The sequence below is a fragment of the Nonomuraea sp. NPDC049655 genome, from assembly GCF_044465465.1.
In the GTDB taxonomy this organism is placed as follows: Bacteria; Actinomycetota; Actinomycetes; order Streptosporangiales; family Streptosporangiaceae; genus Nonomuraea.
Genome location: NZ_JBITLS010000012.1, coordinates 255,031 through 275,721, shown reverse-complemented (window position 1 = coordinate 275,721; position 20,691 = coordinate 255,031). Strand labels below are relative to the sequence as shown.

General features: G+C 72.7%; 20 protein-coding genes. 11 read left to right on the top strand and 9 right to left on the bottom strand.

The window, feature by feature from the left end; genetic code table 11:
- Nucleotides 1-32 precede the first annotated feature (32 nt).
- Nucleotides 33-779, top strand: a complete 747-nt coding sequence (locus tag ACIBQ6_RS35155; protein WP_397217213.1) for an SRPBCC domain-containing protein — start codon at nt 33-35, stop codon at nt 777-779.
- Between the two features lie 79 nt (nt 780-858).
- On the opposite strand, the gene ACIBQ6_RS35150 is transcribed toward ACIBQ6_RS35155, so the two are convergent.
- Nucleotides 859-1,647, bottom strand: coding sequence for an alpha/beta fold hydrolase (locus ACIBQ6_RS35150; RefSeq protein ID WP_397217211.1), 789 nt, complete (start codon nt 1,645-1,647; stop codon nt 859-861).
- A 276-nt stretch (nt 1,648-1,923) separates the two neighbouring features.
- Nucleotides 1,924-3,120: an MFS transporter gene (locus ACIBQ6_RS35145; protein WP_397217209.1), complete on the bottom strand. Its 1,197-nt coding sequence runs from the start codon at nt 3,118-3,120 to the stop codon at nt 1,924-1,926.
- A gap of 72 nt (nt 3,121-3,192) precedes the next feature.
- Here ACIBQ6_RS35145 and ACIBQ6_RS35140 point away from each other — a divergent pair, with 72 nt between their 5' ends.
- Entirely contained in the window at nt 3,193-4,164 is a 972-nt protein-coding gene (locus tag ACIBQ6_RS35140; RefSeq protein ID WP_397161622.1) for a GlxA family transcriptional regulator, read from the top strand.
- A 16-nt stretch (nt 4,165-4,180) separates the two neighbouring features.
- Here ACIBQ6_RS35140 and ACIBQ6_RS35135 read toward each other — a convergent pair whose 3' ends face one another.
- Nucleotides 4,181-4,456 (bottom strand): sulfurtransferase TusA family protein, encoded by a 276-nt coding sequence (locus tag ACIBQ6_RS35135; RefSeq protein ID WP_358298869.1) that lies wholly within the window; start codon nt 4,454-4,456, stop codon nt 4,181-4,183.
- A gap of 163 nt (nt 4,457-4,619) precedes the next feature.
- On the opposite strand from ACIBQ6_RS35135, the gene ACIBQ6_RS35130 reads away from it, so the two are divergent.
- Together ACIBQ6_RS35130 and ACIBQ6_RS35125 are read left to right on the top strand one after the other, a co-directional pair.
- Nucleotides 4,620-6,722 (top strand): histidine kinase, encoded by a 2,103-nt coding sequence (locus ACIBQ6_RS35130; RefSeq protein ID WP_397217207.1) that lies wholly within the window; start codon nt 4,620-4,622, stop codon nt 6,720-6,722.
- A gap of 104 nt (nt 6,723-6,826) precedes the next feature.
- Nucleotides 6,827-7,633 carry a hypothetical protein gene (locus ACIBQ6_RS35125; protein WP_397217205.1) on the top strand — a complete coding sequence of 269 codons (807 nt, stop codon included), beginning with the start codon at nt 6,827-6,829 and terminating at the stop codon, nt 7,631-7,633.
- A gap of 26 nt (nt 7,634-7,659) precedes the next feature.
- Here ACIBQ6_RS35125 and ACIBQ6_RS35120 read toward each other — a convergent pair whose 3' ends face one another.
- Nucleotides 7,660-8,880 carry a hypothetical protein gene (locus ACIBQ6_RS35120; RefSeq protein WP_397217203.1) on the bottom strand — a complete coding sequence of 407 codons (1,221 nt, stop codon included), beginning with the start codon at nt 8,878-8,880 and terminating at the stop codon, nt 7,660-7,662.
- Nucleotides 8,881-9,022: 142 nt separating this feature from the next.
- Here ACIBQ6_RS35120 and ACIBQ6_RS35115 point away from each other — a divergent pair, with 142 nt between their 5' ends.
- Nucleotides 9,023-10,837: an ABC transporter ATP-binding protein gene (locus ACIBQ6_RS35115; protein WP_397217201.1), complete on the top strand. Its 1,815-nt coding sequence runs from the start codon at nt 9,023-9,025 to the stop codon at nt 10,835-10,837.
- Nucleotides 10,837-12,660, top strand: a complete 1,824-nt coding sequence (locus ACIBQ6_RS35110; protein WP_397217199.1) for an ABC transporter ATP-binding protein — start codon at nt 10,837-10,839, stop codon at nt 12,658-12,660. The genes ACIBQ6_RS35115 and ACIBQ6_RS35110 overlap by 1 nt, the downstream gene beginning before the upstream one ends.
- A gap of 5 nt (nt 12,661-12,665) precedes the next feature.
- Here ACIBQ6_RS35110 and ACIBQ6_RS35105 read toward each other — a convergent pair whose 3' ends face one another.
- The 4 genes from ACIBQ6_RS35105 to ACIBQ6_RS35090 form a co-directional block, all read right to left on the bottom strand.
- Nucleotides 12,666-13,877 carry a PP2C family protein-serine/threonine phosphatase gene (locus tag ACIBQ6_RS35105; protein ID WP_397217197.1) on the bottom strand — a complete coding sequence of 404 codons (1,212 nt, stop codon included), beginning with the start codon at nt 13,875-13,877 and terminating at the stop codon, nt 12,666-12,668.
- 101 nt (nt 13,878-13,978) lie between these two features.
- Nucleotides 13,979-14,188, bottom strand: a complete 210-nt coding sequence (locus ACIBQ6_RS35100; protein WP_397217195.1) for a hypothetical protein — start codon at nt 14,186-14,188, stop codon at nt 13,979-13,981.
- Entirely contained in the window at nt 14,185-14,793 is a 609-nt protein-coding gene (locus ACIBQ6_RS35095) for a hypothetical protein (RefSeq protein WP_397217193.1), read from the bottom strand. Before ACIBQ6_RS35095 ends, ACIBQ6_RS35100 begins: the two co-directional genes overlap by 4 nt.
- A 54-nt stretch (nt 14,794-14,847) precedes the next feature.
- On the bottom strand, nt 14,848-15,972 hold the full coding sequence (locus tag ACIBQ6_RS35090) for a hypothetical protein (RefSeq protein ID WP_358298887.1): 1,125 nt from the start codon (nt 15,970-15,972) through the stop codon (nt 14,848-14,850).
- Nucleotides 15,973-16,461: 489 nt separating this feature from the next.
- On the opposite strand from ACIBQ6_RS35090, the gene ACIBQ6_RS35085 reads away from it, so the two are divergent.
- On the top strand, nt 16,462-16,758 hold the full coding sequence (locus tag ACIBQ6_RS35085) for a hypothetical protein (protein ID WP_397217191.1): 297 nt from the start codon (nt 16,462-16,464) through the stop codon (nt 16,756-16,758).
- Nucleotides 16,759-16,951: 193 nt separating this feature from the next.
- Nucleotides 16,952-17,266 (top strand): hypothetical protein, encoded by a 315-nt coding sequence (locus tag ACIBQ6_RS35080; protein ID WP_358298891.1) that lies wholly within the window; start codon nt 16,952-16,954, stop codon nt 17,264-17,266.
- Nucleotides 17,267-17,286: 20 nt separating this feature from the next.
- On the opposite strand, the gene ACIBQ6_RS35075 is transcribed toward ACIBQ6_RS35080, so the two are convergent.
- On the bottom strand, nt 17,287-18,150 hold the full coding sequence (locus ACIBQ6_RS35075; protein WP_358298893.1) for a helix-turn-helix transcriptional regulator: 864 nt from the start codon (nt 18,148-18,150) through the stop codon (nt 17,287-17,289).
- Between the two features lie 152 nt (nt 18,151-18,302).
- On the opposite strand from ACIBQ6_RS35075, the gene ACIBQ6_RS35070 reads away from it, so the two are divergent.
- The 3 genes from ACIBQ6_RS35070 to ACIBQ6_RS35060 all read left to right on the top strand — a co-directional run bounded on the left by ACIBQ6_RS35070 (nt 18,303) and on the right by ACIBQ6_RS35060 (nt 20,664).
- Complete coding sequence (locus ACIBQ6_RS35070; RefSeq protein ID WP_397217188.1) at nt 18,303-19,364, top strand: aldo/keto reductase; 1,062 nt, start codon at nt 18,303-18,305, stop codon at nt 19,362-19,364.
- 14 nt (nt 19,365-19,378) lie between these two features.
- Nucleotides 19,379-19,666 carry a putative quinol monooxygenase gene (locus tag ACIBQ6_RS35065; RefSeq protein WP_358298897.1) on the top strand — a complete coding sequence of 96 codons (288 nt, stop codon included), beginning with the start codon at nt 19,379-19,381 and terminating at the stop codon, nt 19,664-19,666.
- A gap of 191 nt (nt 19,667-19,857) precedes the next feature.
- Nucleotides 19,858-20,664 carry a S1C family serine protease gene (locus tag ACIBQ6_RS35060; RefSeq protein WP_397217186.1) on the top strand — a complete coding sequence of 269 codons (807 nt, stop codon included), beginning with the start codon at nt 19,858-19,860 and terminating at the stop codon, nt 20,662-20,664.
- Nucleotides 20,665-20,691: the final 27 nt, after the last annotated feature.

Genomic DNA, 20,691 nt, shown 5'->3' with positions numbered 1-20,691 from the left:
ACACCGCGCCGGGCCGTGACAGGGAGACCGCCATGCCGCACGAGTTCGAGATCCGCCACGAGATCCAGCTGGACGCCGCCCCCGACGTCGTCTGGCAGGCCATCGCGGAGGGCCCGGGCATCGACTCGTGGTTCATGGGCCGTACCGAACTGGAACCGCGCGAAGGCGGCCGGGGCGCGCAGACCTTCGGCGACGACGTCGCCACCGAGTCGGTGGTGACCGCCTGGGAGCCGGGCAGGCGCCTGGCCCACCGGGGCGTGGAGAACCCCGACGGCACGTTCATGGCCTTCGAGTACCTGCTGGAAGCCCGCGGCTCGGGCAGCACGGTGCTCCGCTTCGTCCACAGCGGCTTCCTCGGCGACGACTGGGAGTCGGAGTACGACGACCTGGAGCGCGGCGACCTCCAGTACCTGTACAAGCTGGCCGTCTACCTCAGGCACTTCCCCGGCAGGATCTCCACCCACAACCTGTTCCTGGCCGGCCCGTGCGCGTCGGAGGAGCGGTTCTGGGCCGCCCTCGCGGGCGCGCTCGGCGTCGCCGGCCGCCCGGTGGCGGGGGAGAAGGTGACGGTCGCGATCGAGGGGCGTTCGCCGGAGCGGGGCGTCGTGGAGTGGGTGACCGCTCCGGGCACGTTCGTGGCGGTCCGTACGGACGACGGCCTGTACATGTTCGTCCAGGGACGCGGCATGGCGGTGGTGGAGCACCACGCCTACGCCCCGGTGGACGGCGAGGCCCTGGAAGCCGCCTGGACCCACTGGCTCGCCACCGTCTCCGCCTGACCGCCCGCCCTCAGGCGAAGAACCCGCCTGAGCGGCGGCCCTCAGGCGAACCTCACCGTCTTCGCCTGACCGGCGGCCCTCAGGCGAAGAACTCCCGCAGCACCGGCGCCAGGGCCTCCGGCTTGACGATGTGGGTCTGCCCGTCGAGCGTGCGGTGGTCGGCCGCGGGCAGCGCCTTCGCCAGCGCGCCGACGGAGTTGCGCATCCACTGCGGGCTCTTCCCGCCGTCGGCGACGAGCGTCGGGACGGTCACCGACGCCCACGCGTCCTCCGGGTACGGCACGCCCCGCTGGTGCGGGAAGACGAGCGCGGTGTCGTACGGCAGGGTGTGCGCCACGGCCTTCAGCGTGGCCCACGCGGGCATGAACCGCATCATCGCCACCACGATCGCCGGCAGGCCGACCCCTTCGCGCATGAACATCCTGACCGCCTCGGCCCGGCGGCCGGCGGCCACCAGCGCCTCCAGCCGTCGCGGGTAGTCGTCCTTGATCGGGGGGCGGGTGCCGTCCACGACGAACGGGGGCTCGTACAGGGCCAGGCGCTCGACGGGCAGGCCGTGCTGGACCGCGGCCAGGGCGAGGGCGGCGCCGGAGGAGGTGCCGTACAGGCGGACCGGGCCGCCGGCCTCCTTGACGAGCGCGGCCAGGTCCTCGACCTCCCGTTCGACGGCGTACGGCTGGGTGTCGCCGCTCTCGCCCCGTCCGCGGCGGTCGTAGGTGTAGACCGTGAAGTCGGGGGCGAGCGCCTCGGCCAGGCCGCCGTTGATGCTGGAGCCGCGGAAGCTGAGTGCGCCGTCCACGAGGATGACCGCCGGGCCCTGGCCTGCGCGTTCGTACGCGATGGGGGTGCCGTCCGCGGAGTTGATCATGCTGCTCATGGTGTTCCTCCCGTTTCGTGGTGCCCACGCTAGCTACCGACAAATAAAATTGTCAAGAAATCTTTTGGGAGAAGACGTACTGATACGGGTACCTCTGCGCTCTTACCTGGTGGAGTCGTCCCGAGCGCGGGGGAACGCCGGGGCGGCTCCCACATCGCGTGCCGCGAAAAGGAGGGGACGGCACGTGCCGCAGACGGGGGCGGGCGGTCTGCCAGCCGCTCGCCCCGGCCGCGGCACGTGCCGTGGGCACCGTCCCCTCGGCGTCGGCTACGTCGCCGGGACCGTGACCGGCCCGCTCCCGGACGCCTGCGACCTGCGGCCGAGCCGCCGTACCGGCCCGATCACCAGCAGCGCCGTCACCACGCCGACCGTCACCAGGGCCGAGCCCAGCATGAAGACGCGCGGCTCGACCAGCGCGGTGACCGGGCCGGCCAGCGCCTGCCCGACCGCCATGCCCGCGACCGACCCGGCCACCTGGTAGGCGTTGACCCGGTTCAGCACGTCCGGCGCGACCTGGGTCTGCACGGTCGTCGACCACATCACCGACCAGAACGCCATCGCGCACCCCCCGAGCAGGTGCCCGGCCATCAGCAGCGGCAGCGGCAGTCCGAGCGCGACCGACAGCGGCACGGCGACGTACCCGATCAGCGCCACCGCCCCCGCCGCCAGCGGCCTGCGCGGCTTCAGCCGGATCGCCACCAGCCCGCCCAGCACGGTCCCGAGGCCGAGCGCCGCCATCACCCAGCCGTAGTCGGCCCCGATGACCTGGGACGACAGCGGCACGTACGGCCCCACCACCAGCACGCCCCAGAACACCCAGACCAGGATGACCGACCACATCCAGCTCCTGGCCTTGAACTCCTCCCAGCCCCTGCGCAGGTCGCTCAGCACGTCGGACGGCTCCGGCGTGGGCACGGCGACCCGCACCAGCAGCAGGCACACCGCGCTGACCAGGAACGTCGCGGCGTCCACGGTGTAGACGAAGACCGGCCCGGTGGCCACGACGAGGATCCCGGCCAGCGCGGGCCCGACGAGCTGGGTGACCGCCTCGGCGATCTTCAAGGTCGCGTTGGCCCGCTGCGCATCCTCGGCGACCAGCGGCACCATCCCGTTGACGCACGGTTCGAACACCCCGGCGGCCATGCCCGACAGGAAGGCCATCGCCAGCAGCAGGGCGAACGGCGGGGCGCCGTCGAGGAAGGCGACGGCCACGACCGCCTGGGTGACCACCCTGACCACGTCCGCGCCGATCATCAGGCGCCGGGGTCCGATCCGGTCGGCGACGACCCCGCCGAACAACATGACCAGCACGGCCGACGCGGTCCAGAGCGCGAGCACGAAGCCGACGCCGGCGATCCCGTAAACTTTGCCGATCGCCAGCGCCGAGGCGACGGGCATCATCGCGTCGCCGAGCAGCGAGATCGTGCGGGCCCCGAAGTAGAGGGCGAAACTCCTCGTCCACATGAGCCCTAATTCTGGATTTTTCCAGATCAGAGCGCTGGTGTCCCAAATGACATCATTGGGTACATTTGCGCCATGCCCCTGGACTGTCCCGAGACGCCTCCGGCCCCCGTGAGCCCGCACCGCGTGGTCGCCCTGGTCGCCCCCAACCAGGAGCTCTATCCCGTCACCTCGGCCTCGGCCGTCTTCGGCTACCAGGGCCCCGACATCCCCCAGCACTACAGCCTCACCCTGTGCGCCGAGCGGCCGGGCTCGCTGCCCACCACCCTCGGCGTCCCCATGCAGGTGGACAGCGGTCTCGAAGCCATCGACGAGGCCGGCACCGTGATCGTCGCGGGCTGGACCCTGGTCCCCTCGCCGGCCGTGCTCGACGCGGTGTCCCGGGCCCACTCCCGCGGGGCGCGGATCGTCGCCGTCTGCGCGGGCATCTTCATCCCCGCCGCGCTGGGCCTGCTGGACGGCCGCCGCGCGTCCGTCCACTGGGAGCTGTCCGGGGAGCTGGCCGCCCGCCACCCGCGCGTCATCCCCGACGACACCGTCATCTACGTGGACCACGGCGACGTCGCCACCGCCGGAGCCTCGGCCGCCACCCTCGACCTGTGCCTGCACCAGGTGCTCCAGGACCACGGCGCGGCCCACGCCATGCGCATCGGCCGCCAGCTCGCCGCCGGGCCGCACCGCGAGGGCTGCCAGCGCCAGTACCCGCCGCTGCCCACCGCGGGACCCATGCCGGACTCCCTGGCCCCGCTGCTCGAATGGCTGCTCGGCCGCCTGCCCGACCACGTCACCGTCGAGGACATGGCCGCCTACTCAGGCGTCTCCGCGCGGACCCTGACCCGGCAGTTCGCCGACCAGCTCGGCGTGCCGCCCGCCCGCTGGCTGCTGGAACGCCGGCTGGCCGCCACCCGGGCGCTGCTGGAGGAGACGGACCTGCCGGTCGAGACGATCGCCACCCGCGTCGGCCTCTCCTCGGCCGTCAACCTCCGCCGCCGTTTCCACACCGCGCTGCGCACCACCCCGGCCGCCTACCGGCGCTCCTTCCGCTGACGGGCGGCGGCCGCCGTCAGGCCGCGTGCCAGGGACGGGCGGGCTCGGTCTCCTTGGCGGCGTCCGCGACGCGCACCGCGTACGTCGGGCGCTCGGCGCCGGGCACCGGCCCGAGGTAGGAGTGGCCGGTCAGGTGGCACCACGCGGGCAGGTCGACGGGCGCGGCGGGGTCGCTGGCGATCAGGTGGATCACGGCGCCCGGACCGGCGCGCAGCACGTGCCCGCGCAGCTCGATGAGCAGTTGGACGCACATCTTGTCGCCGCCGTCGATCACCAGATCAGGTTCGGGCATGCGTATAGGAAACCACGCGTCGCCGTCGAGTAGGTTGAGGCCTGTCCTGGCCCCGTGAGGGGCCGGAGCAGGCGTCGGACGGTAACGGCCCGGACACAACGGGCGGATTATCCCAGTAAAAGGGTCATAATCCTGTTCAAGTGTTGGGGAAGGCGGTGATGAGATGACCGGGTTCACCGAGATCGCCGAAGAGGCCGGGCCGGCGGAGAGCCACGGGACCGGGCGCGGCTCCGCGGGCCGGGGCGTGCGGCTCGCGCGCGTCACGGCCGTCGTCCTGGCGGTGGCCTCGCCGGTCCTCACGGTCGCCGCGCTGCTCGTCTACGCCCGTCTGCCGGAGGCGTGGACGCCGCTGAGGACCGCCTCGCCCCAGACGGCCGCCGCCCTGACCTTCCCGGCGGTCGGCGCGTTCCTGATCTTCCACCGGCCGCGGCTGAACATGGCGTGGCTGATGGTCGCGGGCGGCATCGCCGCCGCCGTCAGCGACCTGTCCAGCGCGATGATGTTCCGGCTGGCCGCCGACGGCGACCTGGTCGCGGCCGGGCTCGTACGCTTCCCCGCGCAGGTCGGGTGGGCGGTGTGCGGCCTGGCGCTCACCATGCTGCTGCCGCTCTACTCGCCCGACGGGCGGCTGCCCTCGCCGCGCTGGCGGTGGGTGCTGCTGCTGGGCGCGTTCTCACTCGGGCTCGACCTGGCCCGCTCGGTGTTCCGGCCCGACCCGCCCCCCGGCAGCTACCCCTACCCGGCCGTCATCCCCAACCCGCTGCAGATCCGCGCGCTCGGGCCGTACGTGGAGGCCGTCTCCATGGTGGCCTGGACCGGCATCTACGTCGCCATGGCGCTGACGGCGCTCTCCCTGGCGCTGCGGCTGCGCCGGGCCGATCCGGTGGGCAGGCGGCAGATCGGCTGGCCGCTGTTCGCGTTCGCGGGCTACGTCGTGTTCCTGATCACGGCCGCGTTCGTGCCGGCGCTCCTGTGGCCGAGCGTCGTGTGGGCGGCGCTCATCCCGGTCGCCGTCGCGTTCTCGGTGACCCGCTACCGGCTCTACGGCATCGACACGGTGATCAGCCGGGCCTTCGTCGCGGCCGGGCTGGTGGCCGTGGTGAGCGCGGTCTACTTCGGCGCGGGCGCGCTGTCCAGCCTCGTGGTCTCCGGCTACGACGAGATCGCGGGCATCGCCGCCGCGCTGTTCGCCGGCGCGTTCTTCCAGCCGCTGCGGCACGTGCTGCAACGCGCCGTCGACCGCCTCCTGTACGGCAGCGTCGGCGACCCCGCCGTGCTGGCCGAACGCCTGACCCAGGCCGTCCGGCGCGGCGACCCGGCCAAGGCGCTGACCTCCGTGGTCAGCGTGCTGCGCGACGGGCTCGCGGTCGAGGGCGTGGCCGTGGAGGTCGCCGACGGCGAGCCGCGTTACGTCGAGAGCGGCCGGGTGGGCGCGGAGCCCCGCCAGGTGCCGCTGGTGTGGCACGGCGAGCGCGTCGGCCGCCTGTTCGTCGGGCCGCCCGGCCCGCGCCGCTTCCCCGCCGCCCACAACGAACGCGTGCTCACCACGCTCACGCCGTACGCCGCCGACGTGGCGCACGCCGTGCGCATGGCCGCCGACCTGCAGCGTTCCAGGGAGCGCATCCTGACGGCCAGGGAGGAGGAGCGCCGCCGCCTGCGCCGTGACCTGCACGACGGGCTCGGCCAGACCCTCTCGGCCATGGCCATGACCATCAACATGGCCAGGATGAGCCTGAAGAAGTCCCCCGACGCCGCCGACGAGCTGCTGCGCGAGCTGCACACCGGCATGGGCGCGGTCACCGACGACATCCGCGAGCTGGTGTACGGCCTGCGTCCGCCCGCGCTCGACGACCTCGGCCTGGCCAGAGCCGTCCGCGAGCTGGCCGGCCAGTCCTCCCCGGACACCGAGATCGAGGTGGAGGTCGAGGGCAGCATGACCGACCTGCCCGCCGCCGTCGAGGTGGCCGTCTACCGGATCGTCCAGGAGGCGCTGACCAACATCCGGCGGCACGCCAGGGCCTCCCGCGCCCGCGTCGTGCTCCAGCGGGACTCCGTGCTGCGCGTGCTGGTCGCCGACGACGGCCGCGGGTTGCCCGCCGCGTACAGCGCGGGGGTGGGCCTCGGCTCGATGCGGGAACGGGCGGCCGAACTCGGCGGCATCTGCGTCGTCAACAGCGGGCCGGGGGCCGGGACACGGGTCGAGGTCATGCTGCCCCTCGGCTCGGCCGCGAAGGAGCCGGTCAGGCCGCCGCGCGCGGGCCGCTGAGCGCCGCGGACCGCCCTGGGCAAAATTAACCAAGAGTAGTTTTGATCTCACTCTTGGTGTGGAACATGGTGAAGTATCACCTCATTCCTCACGGAGGACGTGCCTTGCCCCAGCACACACCCCGCCTGGTGATGTACTACCGGACCCACTGCGACGGCGGCCTCTACGTCTCCCCGCTGCCCCTGATCGAACGGCGTACCGGCCTCACCCACCTGGTCGTCGCCACCGTGGAGGTCGGCGCGGACGGCGACGTCCGCCTCAACGGCGCCCCGCCCGACTGCCCCGACCTCGCCCAGATGTGGGACGACGTGCAGGTCACCCAGGTGTACGGCGCCCGCGCCCTGGCCATGATCGACGGCCTCGACCGCCTCGACCACGACTTCGGCGCCTGTTACCCGCCGCTGCGCCGCCTGCTCGCCCGCCGCCGCCTCGACGGCGTGGACCTGCGCCTGACCGCGCCCATGTCGCCGCCCGGCCTCGCACGCCTGATCGACCGGCTGCGCGCCGACTTCGGCCCGGCCTTCCTGATCGCGCTCACCCCGTCCGCCGCAGTGGACCACGACCAGGTCTTCCGCGACCGGGGCGCCGACCTCGCCTGGCTCAACCTGCCGATGTACGGCGGCTCGCGCAGCCTGGCCGACCCGTGCGACTACGACGCCGTGCTCGCCGGGGGAGTGGTGCCGGCGGGCCGGCTGGTGGCCGGGGCGGTCACCACCCCCGACAACGGGGGCGGCGGCTACGTCGAGATCGACCGCCTGGCCGCCACCGTCGCCGAGCTGCTGCACCGGCATCCCGGGATGGGCGGGGTGAGCGGCTGGGAGTACTACAACGCCCTGCCCGGCGGCACGGACGCCCCCTGGCAGTGGGCCGAACGCGTCGGCGCCGCACTCAAACTGACCCGCAAGCCCTGACCTTCAGAGCCCCTTGGAGGGCCCGGTCAGCGTCGCCGGCGCTTCTGGGCGCCCGCCGTCTTGCCCGGCTTGCGGGGCTTCCTGGGCAGGCGCCCGCGCTCGCCCGGCGGCCGTACGTGCACCCCGCGCCACCGCTGCAACGCCACGCGCGCGGCCGAGGCCACCCGGGGCGCCGGATGGTGCTCGATGAGGAAGCGCAGCATCGGCGTCGTGTAGGGATGGTCGCTGCAGGTCATCATGCCGAGCATGTTGAGCACGTCGTCGACGTCGAGGTTGCCGGAGAGCTGGAGTATCGACTCGGCCGGGCCGCCGATCTCCATCGCGGCCACGGTCATGTCGGCGTACACCCAGGCCACGTCGACGGGCGCGGGCGGGACGTCGTGGTCCTCCTTCTCCCGTGCCCGGATGAGCGCCCCCAGCCGGGGCACCTCGCGCAACGCGGCGGCGATCTCCTGACCGGGCCGGCCGAGGTCCTCCAGCAACACGGTCAGGCCGACGGCCCGGCTCAGCGGGCTGACGTCGAGCAGGACGTCGGCGATCTCCTCGGCGGCCCGCGCCGGATCCCGCCCGCCCAGCCAGACGCGCACCTCCTCGGCGCGTTCGTCGTCGTCGTAGGTGCGCAGGGCCCGCAGCAGCGTGGGGGCGTCGGCGCCGGCCGTGCCGCCGTGGACCGGGATGTCCTGGCCGATGAGGGTCTTGAAGAGGTCGAGCGCGCTCCAGGTGCCGAGCGGGGTCAGCGACACCGACGAGCCCTCGCGCCGGATCAGCCGCAACCAGGCCAGTTCGTCGGCCGCCTCGTCGGTCAGCTCGGGGATCTCCGCCACCGGCAGGGCGTCGCGGTGGCTGAGCAGCATGAGCAGGGTGCTCGTGCCCGCGTCGAGCGCCGCGGCGTCGGCCTCGGGGGAGAACAGCGAGTAGAGGATGTCGCCCCACGTGTCCAGCACGTCGTCGGCCGGCCCGGACGTCAGGGTCTCGACCGCCGGGCCGGTCGTGGCGGTCCCGTCGCGCACGTCGATGAGCCGGCTGTCCTCGGCCACGCCCCAGAGCCGCCCCTGCTCGGGCCGCGCCGCCCCCTGCTCGGGCCACGCCGCCCCCTGCTCACCGGCGGCGGAGGCGAGGCGGAGCAGGTCGTGGACGACCGGCGTCGCCCGGACCACGGCCGCGAGGTCGTCGGCCGGGAGGAGGCGCACCGGCGGCTGGAGGGTCACGAGCGGCAGCAGGTCCGCCTGATGGAGGAAAGGGTCCACGGTGGGTAAGGTTACTGTCTCATTGCGTGACGATGCCCGCTCTTTGCCTTCACGGGCGGCCGGAAAACCCCTCGGATTCTGTCGGTGGCCGGTGATACAAACGGGTCCGATGTTCGCCCGCCCTCGGCCAAGGGGTTTCACCGTGACCAGCGGCAGTTCGGAGTTCTCCGTCGAAGGCCCGCGCTACGACCGGCGTGGGCCGGTCCGCTGGCTCTGGTCCCACCTGCGCCGCCATCCGCTCCCCCTGACGGGCTTCCTCGGCGGCTCGCTGGTGATGGTGGTGCTCAACGCGCTGGTCCCCCAGCTCACCGGCTCGGCCTTCGACGCGGTGCTGAGCGGGAGGGGCACGTCCGCCGCCGCGCTCGGCCTGGTCGCCCTGGCGCTGCTGGCGGTGGTGTCGGCCCGCGGCCTGTTCGACCTCGTCGCCCGGCTGAGCAGCGAGATGCTGGCCAAGCGGCTCGAACGCGACGCCCGCGACGAGCTCTACGCCGGCCTGCTCGGCAAGAGCCAGACCTTCCACAACCGGCAGCGGGTGGGCGACCTGATGGCGCGGGCGGCCAACGACATCCGCCAGCTGTCCATCATGATCAGTCCGGGCGTCGACCTGATCGTCGACTCCGGGCTCACCGGCCTGGTGCCCCTGGTGTTCATCGCCGCGATCGACCCGCGGCTGCTGCTGGTGCCCGTGGCGTTCGGGGTGCTGTTCGGGGTCGCGCTGCGCCACTACATGGGGCAGCTCAACCCGGTGGCCACCCGCATGCGCGACGAGTTCGGCGACCTCAACGCCGGGCTGAGCCAGGCGGTGCGCGGCATCGAGGTCATCAAGGTGACCGCGCAGGAGGAGCAGGAGCGGCTGCGCTTCCGCGCCAACGCCCGGCGCTACCGCGACTCGTTCGTGCGCAACGGCCTCGTCCAGGCCCGCTACCTGCCCACGTTGCTGTTCGCGTGCGCCATGGCGGGGGCGTTGTGGCACGCGCTCCACCTCCACGCCGCCGGCGCGATCACGATCGGCGACCTGGTGGCCTTCATGGGGCTGATGGGCATGCTGGGCTTCCCGACCCAGATCTCGATCTTCACGTTCTCGCTCGTGCAGATCGGCATCGTGTCCTCCCGCCGGATCCTCGACATCGTGGGCGCCGAGACCGAGCTGGAGCAGCCGGTCGCCGGCCACGTCGCGCCCATCGGGGGCGAGATCGTCTTCGACGACGTCACGTTCGGCTACGGCGAGGGCGAGCCCGTCCTGCGGGGGGTGACGTTCACCGTGCGGCCGGGGGAGACGGTGGCGATCGTCGGCGAGACCGGGGCGGGCAAGAGCTCGCTGACGAAGCTGGTGCCCCGCATCTACGACGTCACCTCGGGCCGGATCCTGGTCGACGGCGTCGACGTCCGCGAGTGGGACCTCGACTCGCTGCGCTCCCAGATCTCCACCATCGAGCAGGACGTCGTGCTGTTCTCGCGGTCCGTGGCCGAGAACATCGCCTTCGGCCTCGGCCAGCGGGCCGACCGCGCCGCCGTGGTCAAAGCGGCGGAAGACGCGCAGGCGGCCGAGTTCGTGGCCGAGCTCGACGACGGCTACGACACCGTCATCGGCGAGCGCGGCCTCACGCTGTCCGGCGGCCAGCGCCAGCGGCTGGCCATCGCGCGGGCGCTGCTGACCGACCCGGCCATCCTGATCCTCGACGACTCCACCAGCGCCATCGACTCCGCCACCGAAGACCGCATCCAGCAGGCCATCGAGCGCATCCAGGAAGGGCGCACGACCCTGCTGATCACCCACCGGCTCTCCCAGATCCGCTGGGCCGACAAGGTCCTGCTGCTGCGGCGCGGCGAGGTGGCCGCCTTCGGCACCCACGACGAGCTGATCGCCGGCAGCCCCCTCTACCGCCGCATCTTCTCCCACTACGACGAGGTCACGGCCGATCAGGGCGCGCTCGACGAGCAGGAAAGGGTCCACTGATGGGCTTCATCATGGACGGCCTCGACGCCGAGGACTACGACCGCACCTACTCCGACCGTGACCTGACGCGCCGGATCCTCGCCTACTTCCGCCCCAAGCTGGGCGCGATGTTCCTGGTGGCGGCCATGATCGTGCTGGTGTCGGCGGCGCAGGCGGCCCTGCCGCTGCTGGCCAGCCAGGGCGTCGACGCCATCCAGGACGGCACGATCGCCGATGTGGGCCCGCTGCTGGCCGCCGGCATCCTGCTCGCCGGCGCGCTGAGCTGGGCCTTCAACTTCGTCCGCCAGTGGTACAGCGCGCGGGTGACCGGCGACGTCGTGCTGCGCCTGCGCGAAGACGCCTTCGACGCCGTGCTCGAACGCGACCTGTCGTTCTACGACGAGACCCCGTCGGGCCGCATCGTCAGCCGCGTCACCTCCGACACCGACGACTTCGCCACGGTCTCCACCCTGACGATGGACCTGATCAGCCAGGTGCTGATGGTGGGGTTCGTCACCGTCCTGCTGTTCCTGCGCAGCGTCGAGCTGGCGCTGCTGACCCTGCTGGTGGCGCCGGTCGTGATGGGCATGGCGCTGCTGTTCCGGCGGCTGGCCCGATCCAGCACGCGGCGGGCCCAGCGGTCGCTGAGCCGGGTCAACGCCAACCTCCAGGAGACCATGGGCGGCATCGCCGTGGCCAAGAACTTCCGCCAGGAGCGGCAGGTCTACGACGAGTTCCGGCCGGTCAACGAGCAGAGCTACCGGGTGACGCTGCGCCAGGGCTTCGTCTTCTCGGCCATCTTCCCCCTGCTGTTCCTCGTGGCGGGGCTCGCGACGGTCGCGCTGGTCCAGCTCGGCGGCACCGCGGTGCTGGGCGGCGGCCTGTCGGCGGGCGACTGGTACCTGTTCCTGCAGGGCGTGTCGCTGTTCTGGATGCCGCTGACCTCCATCGCCGCCTTCTGGTCGCAGTTCCAACAGGGCCTGTCGGCCTCCGAGCGGGTCTTCGCCCTGATCGACGCCCCGCCCCGGGTGGTGCAGACCGGCTCGGCCGACCCGGGCAGGCTGGCCGGGCGCATCGAGTTCGACGACGTCACCTTCGGCTACGACGCGGCCCACCCCGTGCTCCGCCGCTTCGACCTGGTCGTCGAGGCGGGCGAGACGGTCGCGCTGGTCGGCCACACCGGCGCCGGCAAGTCCACGCTGGGCAAGCTGATCACCCGTTTCTACGAGTTCCAGGAAGGCCGCCTGCTGATCGACGGCCACGACATCCGCTCGCTCGACCTCGGCGCGTACCGGCGGCAGATCGGCGCGGTGCCGCAGGCGCCGTTCCTGTTCAGCGGCACGGTCGCCGACAACATCCGCTATCCGCGTCCCGACGCGGGCGACGACGAGGTGCTGGCCGCGGCGGCCGCGGTCGGCGGCGGCGACTGGATCGAGGCCCTGCCCCACGGCCTGGCCACCGATGTGGGCGAGCACGGGCGGGCCCTGTCGATGGGCCAGCGGCAGCTCGTCGCGCTGGCCCGCCTGCTCATCCAGGACCCGGCGATCGTCGTCCTCGACGAGGCCACCGCGAGCGTCGACCCGCTGACCGAGGCCCAGATCCAGGAGGGGCTCGACGTGGTGCTGGCCGGCCGCACCTCGATCGTCATCGCCCACCGGCTGTCCACGATCGAGCACGTCGACCGCATCATCGTGCTCGACCACGGCCGGATCGTGGAGGAGGGCGACCACGCCTCGCTGCTGGCCCGCGGCGGCCGCTACTGCCAGGTCTACAACACCTACTTCCGCCACCAGTCGCCCGACTACCGGCCCGACAGCGGGTTCGTCGCCGTCGGCGAGACCTGACGGGCTCACATGACGAGCCGCTGCTGCCTGCTGCTGCCCCACTCCACCATCAGCACGGTCGCGTCGTCCTGGAGCCGTCCGTGCTGGTGCTCCAGGATGGCCTGCACCAGCCGGCGCAGCGTCTCGGGCGCCGACAGGCCGTCGGCCTCCTGCCGCAGGATGAAGTCGATGAAGCGCTCCAGGCCGAACAGCTCGCCGTCCGGGCTCTGCGCCTCGATGATCCCGTCGGTGTAGAACAGCAGCCGGTCGCCGGGCTGGAGCTGGTAGCGCAGTTCCCCGGTGTACGGCCGCAGCAGGAAGCCCATCGGCGGGTCGGGCTCGCCGGACAGCGTGGCCACCTGCTGGCCCTCGCGGATCACCAGCGGCGGATGGTGCCCCCGGTTCACCCAGGTCAGCCAGCCGGTGCGCAGGTCGAGGCAGGCCAGGATGCCGGTGGCGAAGCGGCCGGTGAACTGCTCGGCGATGGCTGCGTCGATCGCCTGGCCCGTGTTGACGAGATCGGCGCCCTGCCGCCGGTTGTTCCGGCTGGCTCCGACGGCGATGGTCGCGGTCAGCCCGGCCGAGGTGTCGTGGCCCATCGAGTCGAAGATCGACACGTGCAGCGCCTCGCCGTCGACGGCGTAGTCGAAGGCGTCCCCGCCCACCTCGTACGCCGGTTCGAGCACGGCGCTGACCACCACTTCGTCGTTGGCGAACGTCCCCGGGGGCAGCAGGGGCACCAGCACCTCGGCCGACAGCGTCATCGGCCGGGCGCGGATCAACCGCGAGTAGGAGTCGCTGTGCGGCCGCTTGCTGATCACCAGCAGCGCGACCAGCGACGCGAGCTGCTGGGCCCGCCACTCGGCGACCTCGTCGTCCAGCGGCACCGTCACCCCGAGCACGCCGACCCGCTCGGTGCCGTCGAGGAGCGGCAGCCACAACCGCCTGGCCGTGTCGCCGGGCCTGCCCGGCACGTGCGCGACCTCGACGTTGCGGAAGGCGATCCCGGCGAGCGTGCCGTCGATCCGCAGGGCCGTCAACGGCTCGCCGGACGCGTCCCGCTGCTCCGAGAGCGGGATGAGCTCCTGCTGCTGCAGGTCGGTGACGTAGATCGCGGTCTCGGAGAAGCCGACCAGCGCGGCGTGCCCGGCGACCACGTGCGGCAGGTCCTCCATCGCGGTCAGATGGTTGGCGGACAGCATGCCGCCCAGCATCAGCTCGCCGCCACTCCGCCGCATCGGCACCCCCTTCCTGAGGTCTGGCCGGAAACCTACCCATTCGAGGGGCGGTTCCTGCTCCGTCGACCGCCGCCGACACCTCCGTACGGACCGGGCCGGCCTCACTCGGCGGCAGGCGGTCCTTCCGCGCGCTCCGCCGCCGGCGCCCGCCATCGCGCCGCGTCCTGGTACGCCTTCGTCACCGCGAGGATCATGGCCGCCTGCGCGCCGGCCAGCGACAACCAGAGCATGGCCCCGCCTATGAAGAGGGCGAACGCCAGCAGGGCGGCGACCGTGAAGACCCATCCGCCGACCGATCCAGGAATCTTCAAAACCGGCTCTCCCATAGGTACCAGGGGCCTTCGAGGTGGGTGTAACCCGTGTGGGACTCCTCCGGCGGCGCGCCTCCCGGGCTCCAGGCGAAGCCGTACCGGTCGAACAGGCCGGTGTCGCTCACCAGGAACCGCGCGCCGCCCGGCACCCGTTCGATCGACGTCAGCGGAAAGAGGCCCACCCATTGGTCTTCGCGCCTGACGGTCTTGGTGTCCGCGGCGACCGTCCGGGCGAACTGCTCCAGCCCCGACTCCGACAGCGCGAACCGGGCGCTGAACGGCGCCCCGGTGAGCACCAGCGCGGTCACGATCACGCCCATCACCGGCGCGGCCGTCCAGCGGGCCCAGTGGCGGCGCAGCCCGGGACGTCCGTCGGAGCGCAGCAGGCCCACCGCGAACCGGGCGACCCAGACGACCACGGTGACGACGGCGAGCGCGAGCCCCGCCAGCAGCAGTGTGAACGAACCTCCGCCCGGCACGCTCGTGTGGTTGAGCACGATCAGCCCTGCCACGGCGACCAGCGGAAGCAGCACCTTGCCTGGCGGGCCGACCAGGGCCCGGGTGAGCGCCGGTAAGGGAGGTCGCTCGGCGACGTTTTCCGACATGCCAGAGAGTACCGCGATCATGTGACGCCGGCCCAGCGGGCAGGGAGGGACCGGTTACAGCAGCCGGGAACGGTCCAGCGCCGCCCTCTTCCGCACCTCGGCCAGGAAGACCTCCGTGTGACGGTGGTGGCGGCGCGGACGGCCGGGCTCCCGGCCGGGCGGGGTGTCGGCGTGCTGGGAGAAGGTCAGCCAGCAGCTGCGGATGCCGTAGAGGAGGTTCTCCAGCAGGTCGAGGGCCGGGCGGGCGGGGTTGAGCGGGGTGATGGGCAGGTAGACCGTGCTGGGGCCGAGGCCGAGCTCGGGATGGTCGGTGCGGGCCTGGGCGATCAGCTCCTCGGCCACACCGATGCGGTGTTTGGCCTCGGTGACGCCGTAGAGATGGCCCTCGGCGACGTGCAGCGCGTTGCGGATCATCGGCATGACCGCGGCCCTGGGCGAGCCGCCGCCGCTCATCGCGGAGATCACCTCGGTGAGGCTCTCCTGGGCGGGGGCCTTGATGTTGTCGACCTCGGAGATGGTCTGCATCGGATGCAGGCCGGTGTGCCGGGCGCTGATGGTGGCGGCGGCGTAGAGCCAGTGGGCCGCCGCGATCGCGGCCGCGGTGGGGTCGATCTTGGTGAACAGCGCCTCCGTGCCGAACGGATGCTGGTGCAGCAGGCTGTCGGCCTGGGCGACCTGGAGGGGCGAGGCGTCCTCGCGGCTGAGCATGACGGCCTGCTGGGCGCGCGCGGTCAGGTCGCCGAGCTCGGCGTTCTCGATGGCGGCCAGCTCGGCGGTGACGTCGGTGGCCACGCTGCCGGCCAGCGGCGCGTGGTTGATCGTGTGCAGCGTACGGCCGACGCGGTGGGCGACCTCCTCCACCCGCGTGGAGTAGAGGGTCAGCGCGCCGTTGGCCGGCCGGACGGGCGCCAGCAGGGCCGGGATGACCGAGGCGAACGCGTCGCGCTCGGCCTGCCGCTGCCAGCCGACGCTGTTGGGGCCGTGCTGGTCGGCGGCGCTGGACGGGTGGGTGTAGCAGCGCCAGCAGGCGTAGGACAGCTCCGTGAGGCTGGTGGCCAGGCGGAGCACGTCGGGGCTCGAAGGCACCTGTTCCGCCACGGTGGTGGCGATGTCGCCGATCCCCGTACCCCAGGTGGCGATGAGCGCGTGGCGTGAGTGGTCGACGGCGAACCGGGTCACGGAGGCTCCTTACAACGGGGGGTGGGGGAGCGTGATGACATGCTCAGGATGCTTGATCCGGCGTGGTCGCGGAGGGGAATTCGCATGGTTGCCGGTCCCTGATCTGCGGATTTGCCGTGATATGCGCCAGAAGATTTTTCCAGCGGACGGGCCGGTTCCCACACCCCTGACGGGCCGGTTCGGGCCCGTGGCCGGGGCAGGCGCGCCGGTGCCGCGGGCCGGTGCCGTGGGCCGGTACGCGCCCGTCGCGGCGGGCCGCCGTCTCCGCCCTCGTTCCTCCGGCCTGGCCCTGTTTCGGTCCGTCACTTTCGGCGGCCAATATCCGCTGGCAGAAAAGAAACTTGGGCGCCGGTGTAATGGAACCTCACCCGGCGAAATCAAGATCATCCCCACGCGGGCGGCCGATGTGCCACCGTTTTCGTCATCCCCGGGGCGCCCGCCCGCTCGTCCGGCGCGGGCCCCTGTCCAGCTGCGCGAAGGCAGGAATGTGTGGACCTAGAGACACGGATACTCAAGTTGCTGTTGCGCCTGCGGAAGCTCAAGGCAGGCAGGCCCGCCGGCGACCTCACGGCGACCACGACCGGCATCACCCGGATGCAGGCCGACATCGCCGACATCCGGACGGAGATGCGACAGGACTTCGCCGCGCTCGGCGACGAGCTGGCGGCCCTGCGCCGCCACATGAACGACCACTTCACGTCGAGCAGGCCGCGCTGCTGCAAGGACCCGGAGCCCAGCTGCCCGCAGGGGACGCAGGCGTACGGCCCGGACCCGATCAACAACTGACCTGTCAGGCCAGGCTCGGCCTGAGGCCGCCACCCGGCGCCGGGCCGAGCCCTTCGCGGACCCGCACCCGTTGCTTGCCGGCGGTCGTGTCGGGTATACACGGGTTGCCACCATGTGCTTACAGCAAGTGGGACCCGGCCGCCCTCCACCACTGGGCCGGCTCCCTACCGACTACCGGCAAAGGTAGGAGTAAGTGGATGTAGAGGCGGAGATCCTGGACATCAGGCTTCGGGTCCAGGCGCTGGAGGCGACACTGTGCGCCGAGGCCGACTGCTCCGAGGCGGTGCTCGGCATCGCCGAGATGCGGGCCGACCTCGCCGAGACCCGGAGTCAGTCGGGCCAGGACGTCACGGCCCTGACCGACGAGCTGCTCGGGCTGCGAGGGCAGACCGACGAGCACTTCCAGGCGATCCGGTCGAAGATCCGCCGACGGCTCGACCTGCTGCGCTGTGAGACCCTCGATCTGGCCATCAGGCTCGACCACCTGCTGGAGAAGGACGACTCCTAGAGGGCGCGCCCCGCCGCGGGTCAGGTGGCGGCGTGGGCCTGACGGGTCCAGGCGGACAGCAGGCGGAGAGCGGTCTGGGAGGGGGAGCCCTCCTCGGTGGTGTGGGCGATCAACGCCTGGTCGGGGTCGTCGGGCAGGCGGAGGGTCTCGAAGCCGAGGTCGAGCCTGCCGACCACCGGGTGCAGGTAGACGTAGCGTCCGTGGGTCTTGTCCTTGAGCCGGTGTTCGGCCCAGAGCTCGCGGAACTCCGGGCTGGCCGCCGACAGCTCCTCGACCAGCTCCGACGTCCGGGTGTCCGCAGGATGGCGGCCGGCGTCGAGGCGCAGGTAGGCGGCCACGTCGGCGGCCTTGGCGGGCCAGTCGGCGTACAGGTCGCGCATGCCCTCGTCGAGGAACACCAGGCGGGCCAGGTTGCGCTGCCGGGGCGGCAGCGCGCCGAAGTCGGTGATCAGCGCCGCCGCGAGGTGGTTCCAGGCCAGTACGTCGGTGTTGCGCCCGACGACGTAGGCCGGCACGTCGGCCGACGCGTCCAGCAGGCGCTGGAGGCCGGGCCGGACGCGTTGCAGCGGCGGCGCGGCTGGCGCGCGGTCGCCGTCGTTCCAGGGGCGGGCCAGGCGATGGAGGTGCGCGCGCTCGACGGCGTCCAGGCGCAGGGCGCGGGCGACGGCGTCCAGGACCGCTTCGGAGAAGTGCAGGGTACGGCCCTGCTCCAGCCGGACGTAGTGGTCCACGCTCACCCCGGCGAGCTGGGCCAGCTCCTCCCTGCGCAGGCCGGGCACGCGTCTGCGGCTGCCGTACTCGGGCAGGCCGAGCTCCTCGGGACGCAGCCGGGCGCGGCGGGATCGGAGGAATTCGCCCAGTTCTGCGCGTCTGTCCAGTGCCATGGGACCAGTATCGCCGTCCGGCGTCGTCGCGAGCCTGGTCATGCCGTGCCTAGGCAGCGGCGGGCACTGGGTGGGCCGCGGGCGGCGCGCCAGAGTGAGCTGCACCGGACGTCCACGAGGGATGCCCGGTCACCCACAGGGAGCAACGCGACATGAGCACCACCCACCTGCCCACCCGGCCTCTGGGCGCCACCGGCATGGACGTCACCCGCCTCGGCTTCGGCTCCTGGGCGGTGTCGGGGGCCGGCTGGAAGTTCGGCTGGGGCACGACCGACGACGCGGAGTCGATCGCCGCGATCCGGCACGCCGTCGCCGGCGGCGTCAACTGGATCGACACCGCGGCCGTGTACGGGCTCGGCCACTCCGAGGAACTGGTCGGCAAGGCCATCGCCGACCTGCCCGAGGCCGACCGCCCGTACGTCTTCACCAAGGTGGGCCTGGTCTGGGACCCCGACGACCCGCAGGCCGCCCCGCGCCGGATCATGAAGCCGGCCAGCGTCCGGCGCGAGCTGGAGGACTCGCTGCGCCGCCTGAACGTCGAGCGCGTCGACCTGTACCAGGTGCACTACCCCGACACCGGCGAGTCGCTGGAGTACGCCGGCGGCGGCTTCGGCGCGGTGTCGCCCAACGCCACGCCGCTGGAGGAGTACTGGCAGGTCATGGCCGACCTGAAGGCCGAGGGCAAGGTCCGCGCGATCGGCCTGTCCAACCACTCGCCCGAGGAGCTGGCGGCCGCGGAGCGCATCGCGCACGTGGACGTCATCCAGCCGCCGTTCTCGGCGATCAACCGGTCGGCGGCGGCCGAGATCGCGTGGGCGCACGCCCACGGCACGGGCGTGATCGCGTACTCGCCGCTGCAGTCGGGCCTGCTCACCGGGACGTTCTCCGCCGAGCGCGTCGCGAGCCTGCCCGACGGCGACTGGCGCACCGCCCACCACGACTTCACCACGGGCCTCTCGGCCAACCTGCGGCTGGCGGAGGCGCTGCGCCCGGTCGCCGCCCGGCACGGCGTCGGCGTCGCCGAGGTGGCCATCGCGTGGGTCCTGGCCTGGCCGGGCGTCACCGGGGCCATCGTCGGCGCCCGCCGGCCCGAGCAGGTGGACGGCTGGATCGGCGCCGGTGCGGTGGACCTGACGCCGGCCGACCTGGCGGAGATCGCCGCCGCGATCACCGCCTCCGGCGCCGGCGCCGGTCCCGCCCGGCCCCTCGCGTGAGGACGGCGCCGGAGATGTCCCTCATCGTGCTGGCCCAGTACGTGGCCGCGGCCGGCCAGGAGGACCGGCTGCGGACCGCGCTCGAAGCGATGATCGAGCCGTCCCTGGACGAGCCCGGCTGCCTGGCCTACCGCGCCTACGGCGACCCGAACCACCCGGCGAGCATGGTGGTGATCGAGGAGTGGGCGGGCGCCGGGGCGCGGGCGCGGCACCTGACCACTCCGCATCACCGGCATGCGGCTCAGGTGCTGGCCCTCGTCCTGGCCGAGCCGATGGTCGTGCGCACGCTCGTGACCGCCTAGCTCTGCCCGAGCGCCGCCGGGCCCGATCTGACCTGGGGTGTCCGCAAGAGGCGGAGGACCGGTCGGCGAACGGCTGAGGAATCGGTCCCGCCGTATGGGTTGCGGCCCGTCCCCGGCGCGTCCGGAGGTCCCGGCCATTTGTGTGTCCTTCTTTATGGCAGTTTTCGGTGCGATTGCTGAGTATGAGGGGCATGGAGCGCGTGCCGCAGGAGGACGGTGCGGCCGGGGCTCGGGAAGCCGGGCGGCCCAGGGCCGGGAAGGTTCGGCGGGTCGCCGCCGGGGGCGGGGTGCTGGTCGTCGTGGCGGTGCTGGCGTACTGGCTGGGCGGCGCCGGCAGCGGCGGGACGGCCGCGGGAGGGCCGGGCGCCACGCCGACGCCCACCGCGACGCTCACGGTGCCGGACGTCTTCCGCAGGGTCGGGCCGTCGGTCGTGGTCATCCAGGCGGGCAAGTCGCTCGGCACGGGCGTGATCGCGGCCGAGGACGGGACGATCCTGACGGCCCATCACGTGATCAAAGCCACGAAGGACATCAACCTCACGTTCGCCGACGGGACAAGGGCGAAGGCCGTCGTCGCCGCCGCGAATCCCAAGAGGGACGTCGCCGTGCTCAAGCCGGTGAAGCTGCCGGAGATCGTCGTGCCCGCGACGCTCGGCGGCGCCGTGGCCGTCGGGGCGCCGGTCGTGGCGATCGGCAATCCGCTGGGCCTGACCTACAGCGTCTCCACCGGGGTGGTGTCGGGCCTCGACCGGACCACCGGCCGGACCGGCAAGGACGCCGGCCTGAACGGGCTGATCCAGTTCGACGCCTCCGTCAACCCGGGCAGCTCCGGCGGCCCCCTGCTGGACGCCCGCGGGCTGGTCGTCGGGATCGTCGTCTCGATCGCCGACCCCGGGGGTGACGACGCGTTCGCCGGCATCGCGTTCGCGGTGCCGATCGGCGCGGCCCTGGGCGGCGACGACGGCGACGGCCCACCAGGCGACGGACCCCAGCTCTGACCGCCACCGCCCATAGCGCCCACAGAA

What these genes read in the sequence shown, in the direction of transcription:
- ACIBQ6_RS35135 (WP_358298869.1), bottom strand. Translation starts at nt 4,456, where the DNA reads ATGCCCGAACCTGATCTGGTGATCGACGGCGGCGACAAGATGTGCGTC.
- ACIBQ6_RS35155 (WP_397217213.1), top strand. Translation starts at nt 33, where the DNA reads ATGCCGCACGAGTTCGAGATCCGCCACGAGATCCAGCTGGACGCCGCC.
- ACIBQ6_RS35060 (WP_397217186.1), top strand. Translation starts at nt 19,858, where the DNA reads ATGGAGCGCGTGCCGCAGGAGGACGGTGCGGCCGGGGCTCGGGAAGCC.
- ACIBQ6_RS35105 (WP_397217197.1), bottom strand. Translation starts at nt 13,877, where the DNA reads ATGCGGCGGAGTGGCGGCGAGCTGATGCTGGGCGGCATGCTGTCCGCC.
- ACIBQ6_RS35065 (WP_358298897.1), top strand. Translation starts at nt 19,379, where the DNA reads ATGTCCCTCATCGTGCTGGCCCAGTACGTGGCCGCGGCCGGCCAGGAG.
- ACIBQ6_RS35095 (WP_397217193.1), bottom strand. Translation starts at nt 14,793, where the DNA reads ATGTCGGAAAACGTCGCCGAGCGACCTCCCTTACCGGCGCTCACCCGG.
- ACIBQ6_RS35145 (WP_397217209.1), bottom strand. Translation starts at nt 3,120, where the DNA reads ATGTGGACGAGGAGTTTCGCCCTCTACTTCGGGGCCCGCACGATCTCG.
- ACIBQ6_RS35110 (WP_397217199.1), top strand. Translation starts at nt 10,837, where the DNA reads ATGGGCTTCATCATGGACGGCCTCGACGCCGAGGACTACGACCGCACC.
- ACIBQ6_RS35140 (WP_397161622.1), top strand. Translation starts at nt 3,193, where the DNA reads ATGCCCCTGGACTGTCCCGAGACGCCTCCGGCCCCCGTGAGCCCGCAC.
- ACIBQ6_RS35130 (WP_397217207.1), top strand. Translation starts at nt 4,620, where the DNA reads ATGACCGGGTTCACCGAGATCGCCGAAGAGGCCGGGCCGGCGGAGAGC.
- ACIBQ6_RS35075 (WP_358298893.1), bottom strand. Translation starts at nt 18,150, where the DNA reads ATGGCACTGGACAGACGCGCAGAACTGGGCGAATTCCTCCGATCCCGC.
- ACIBQ6_RS35150 (WP_397217211.1), bottom strand. Translation starts at nt 1,647, where the DNA reads ATGATCAACTCCGCGGACGGCACCCCCATCGCGTACGAACGCGCAGGC.
- ACIBQ6_RS35070 (WP_397217188.1), top strand. Translation starts at nt 18,303, where the DNA reads ATGAGCACCACCCACCTGCCCACCCGGCCTCTGGGCGCCACCGGCATG.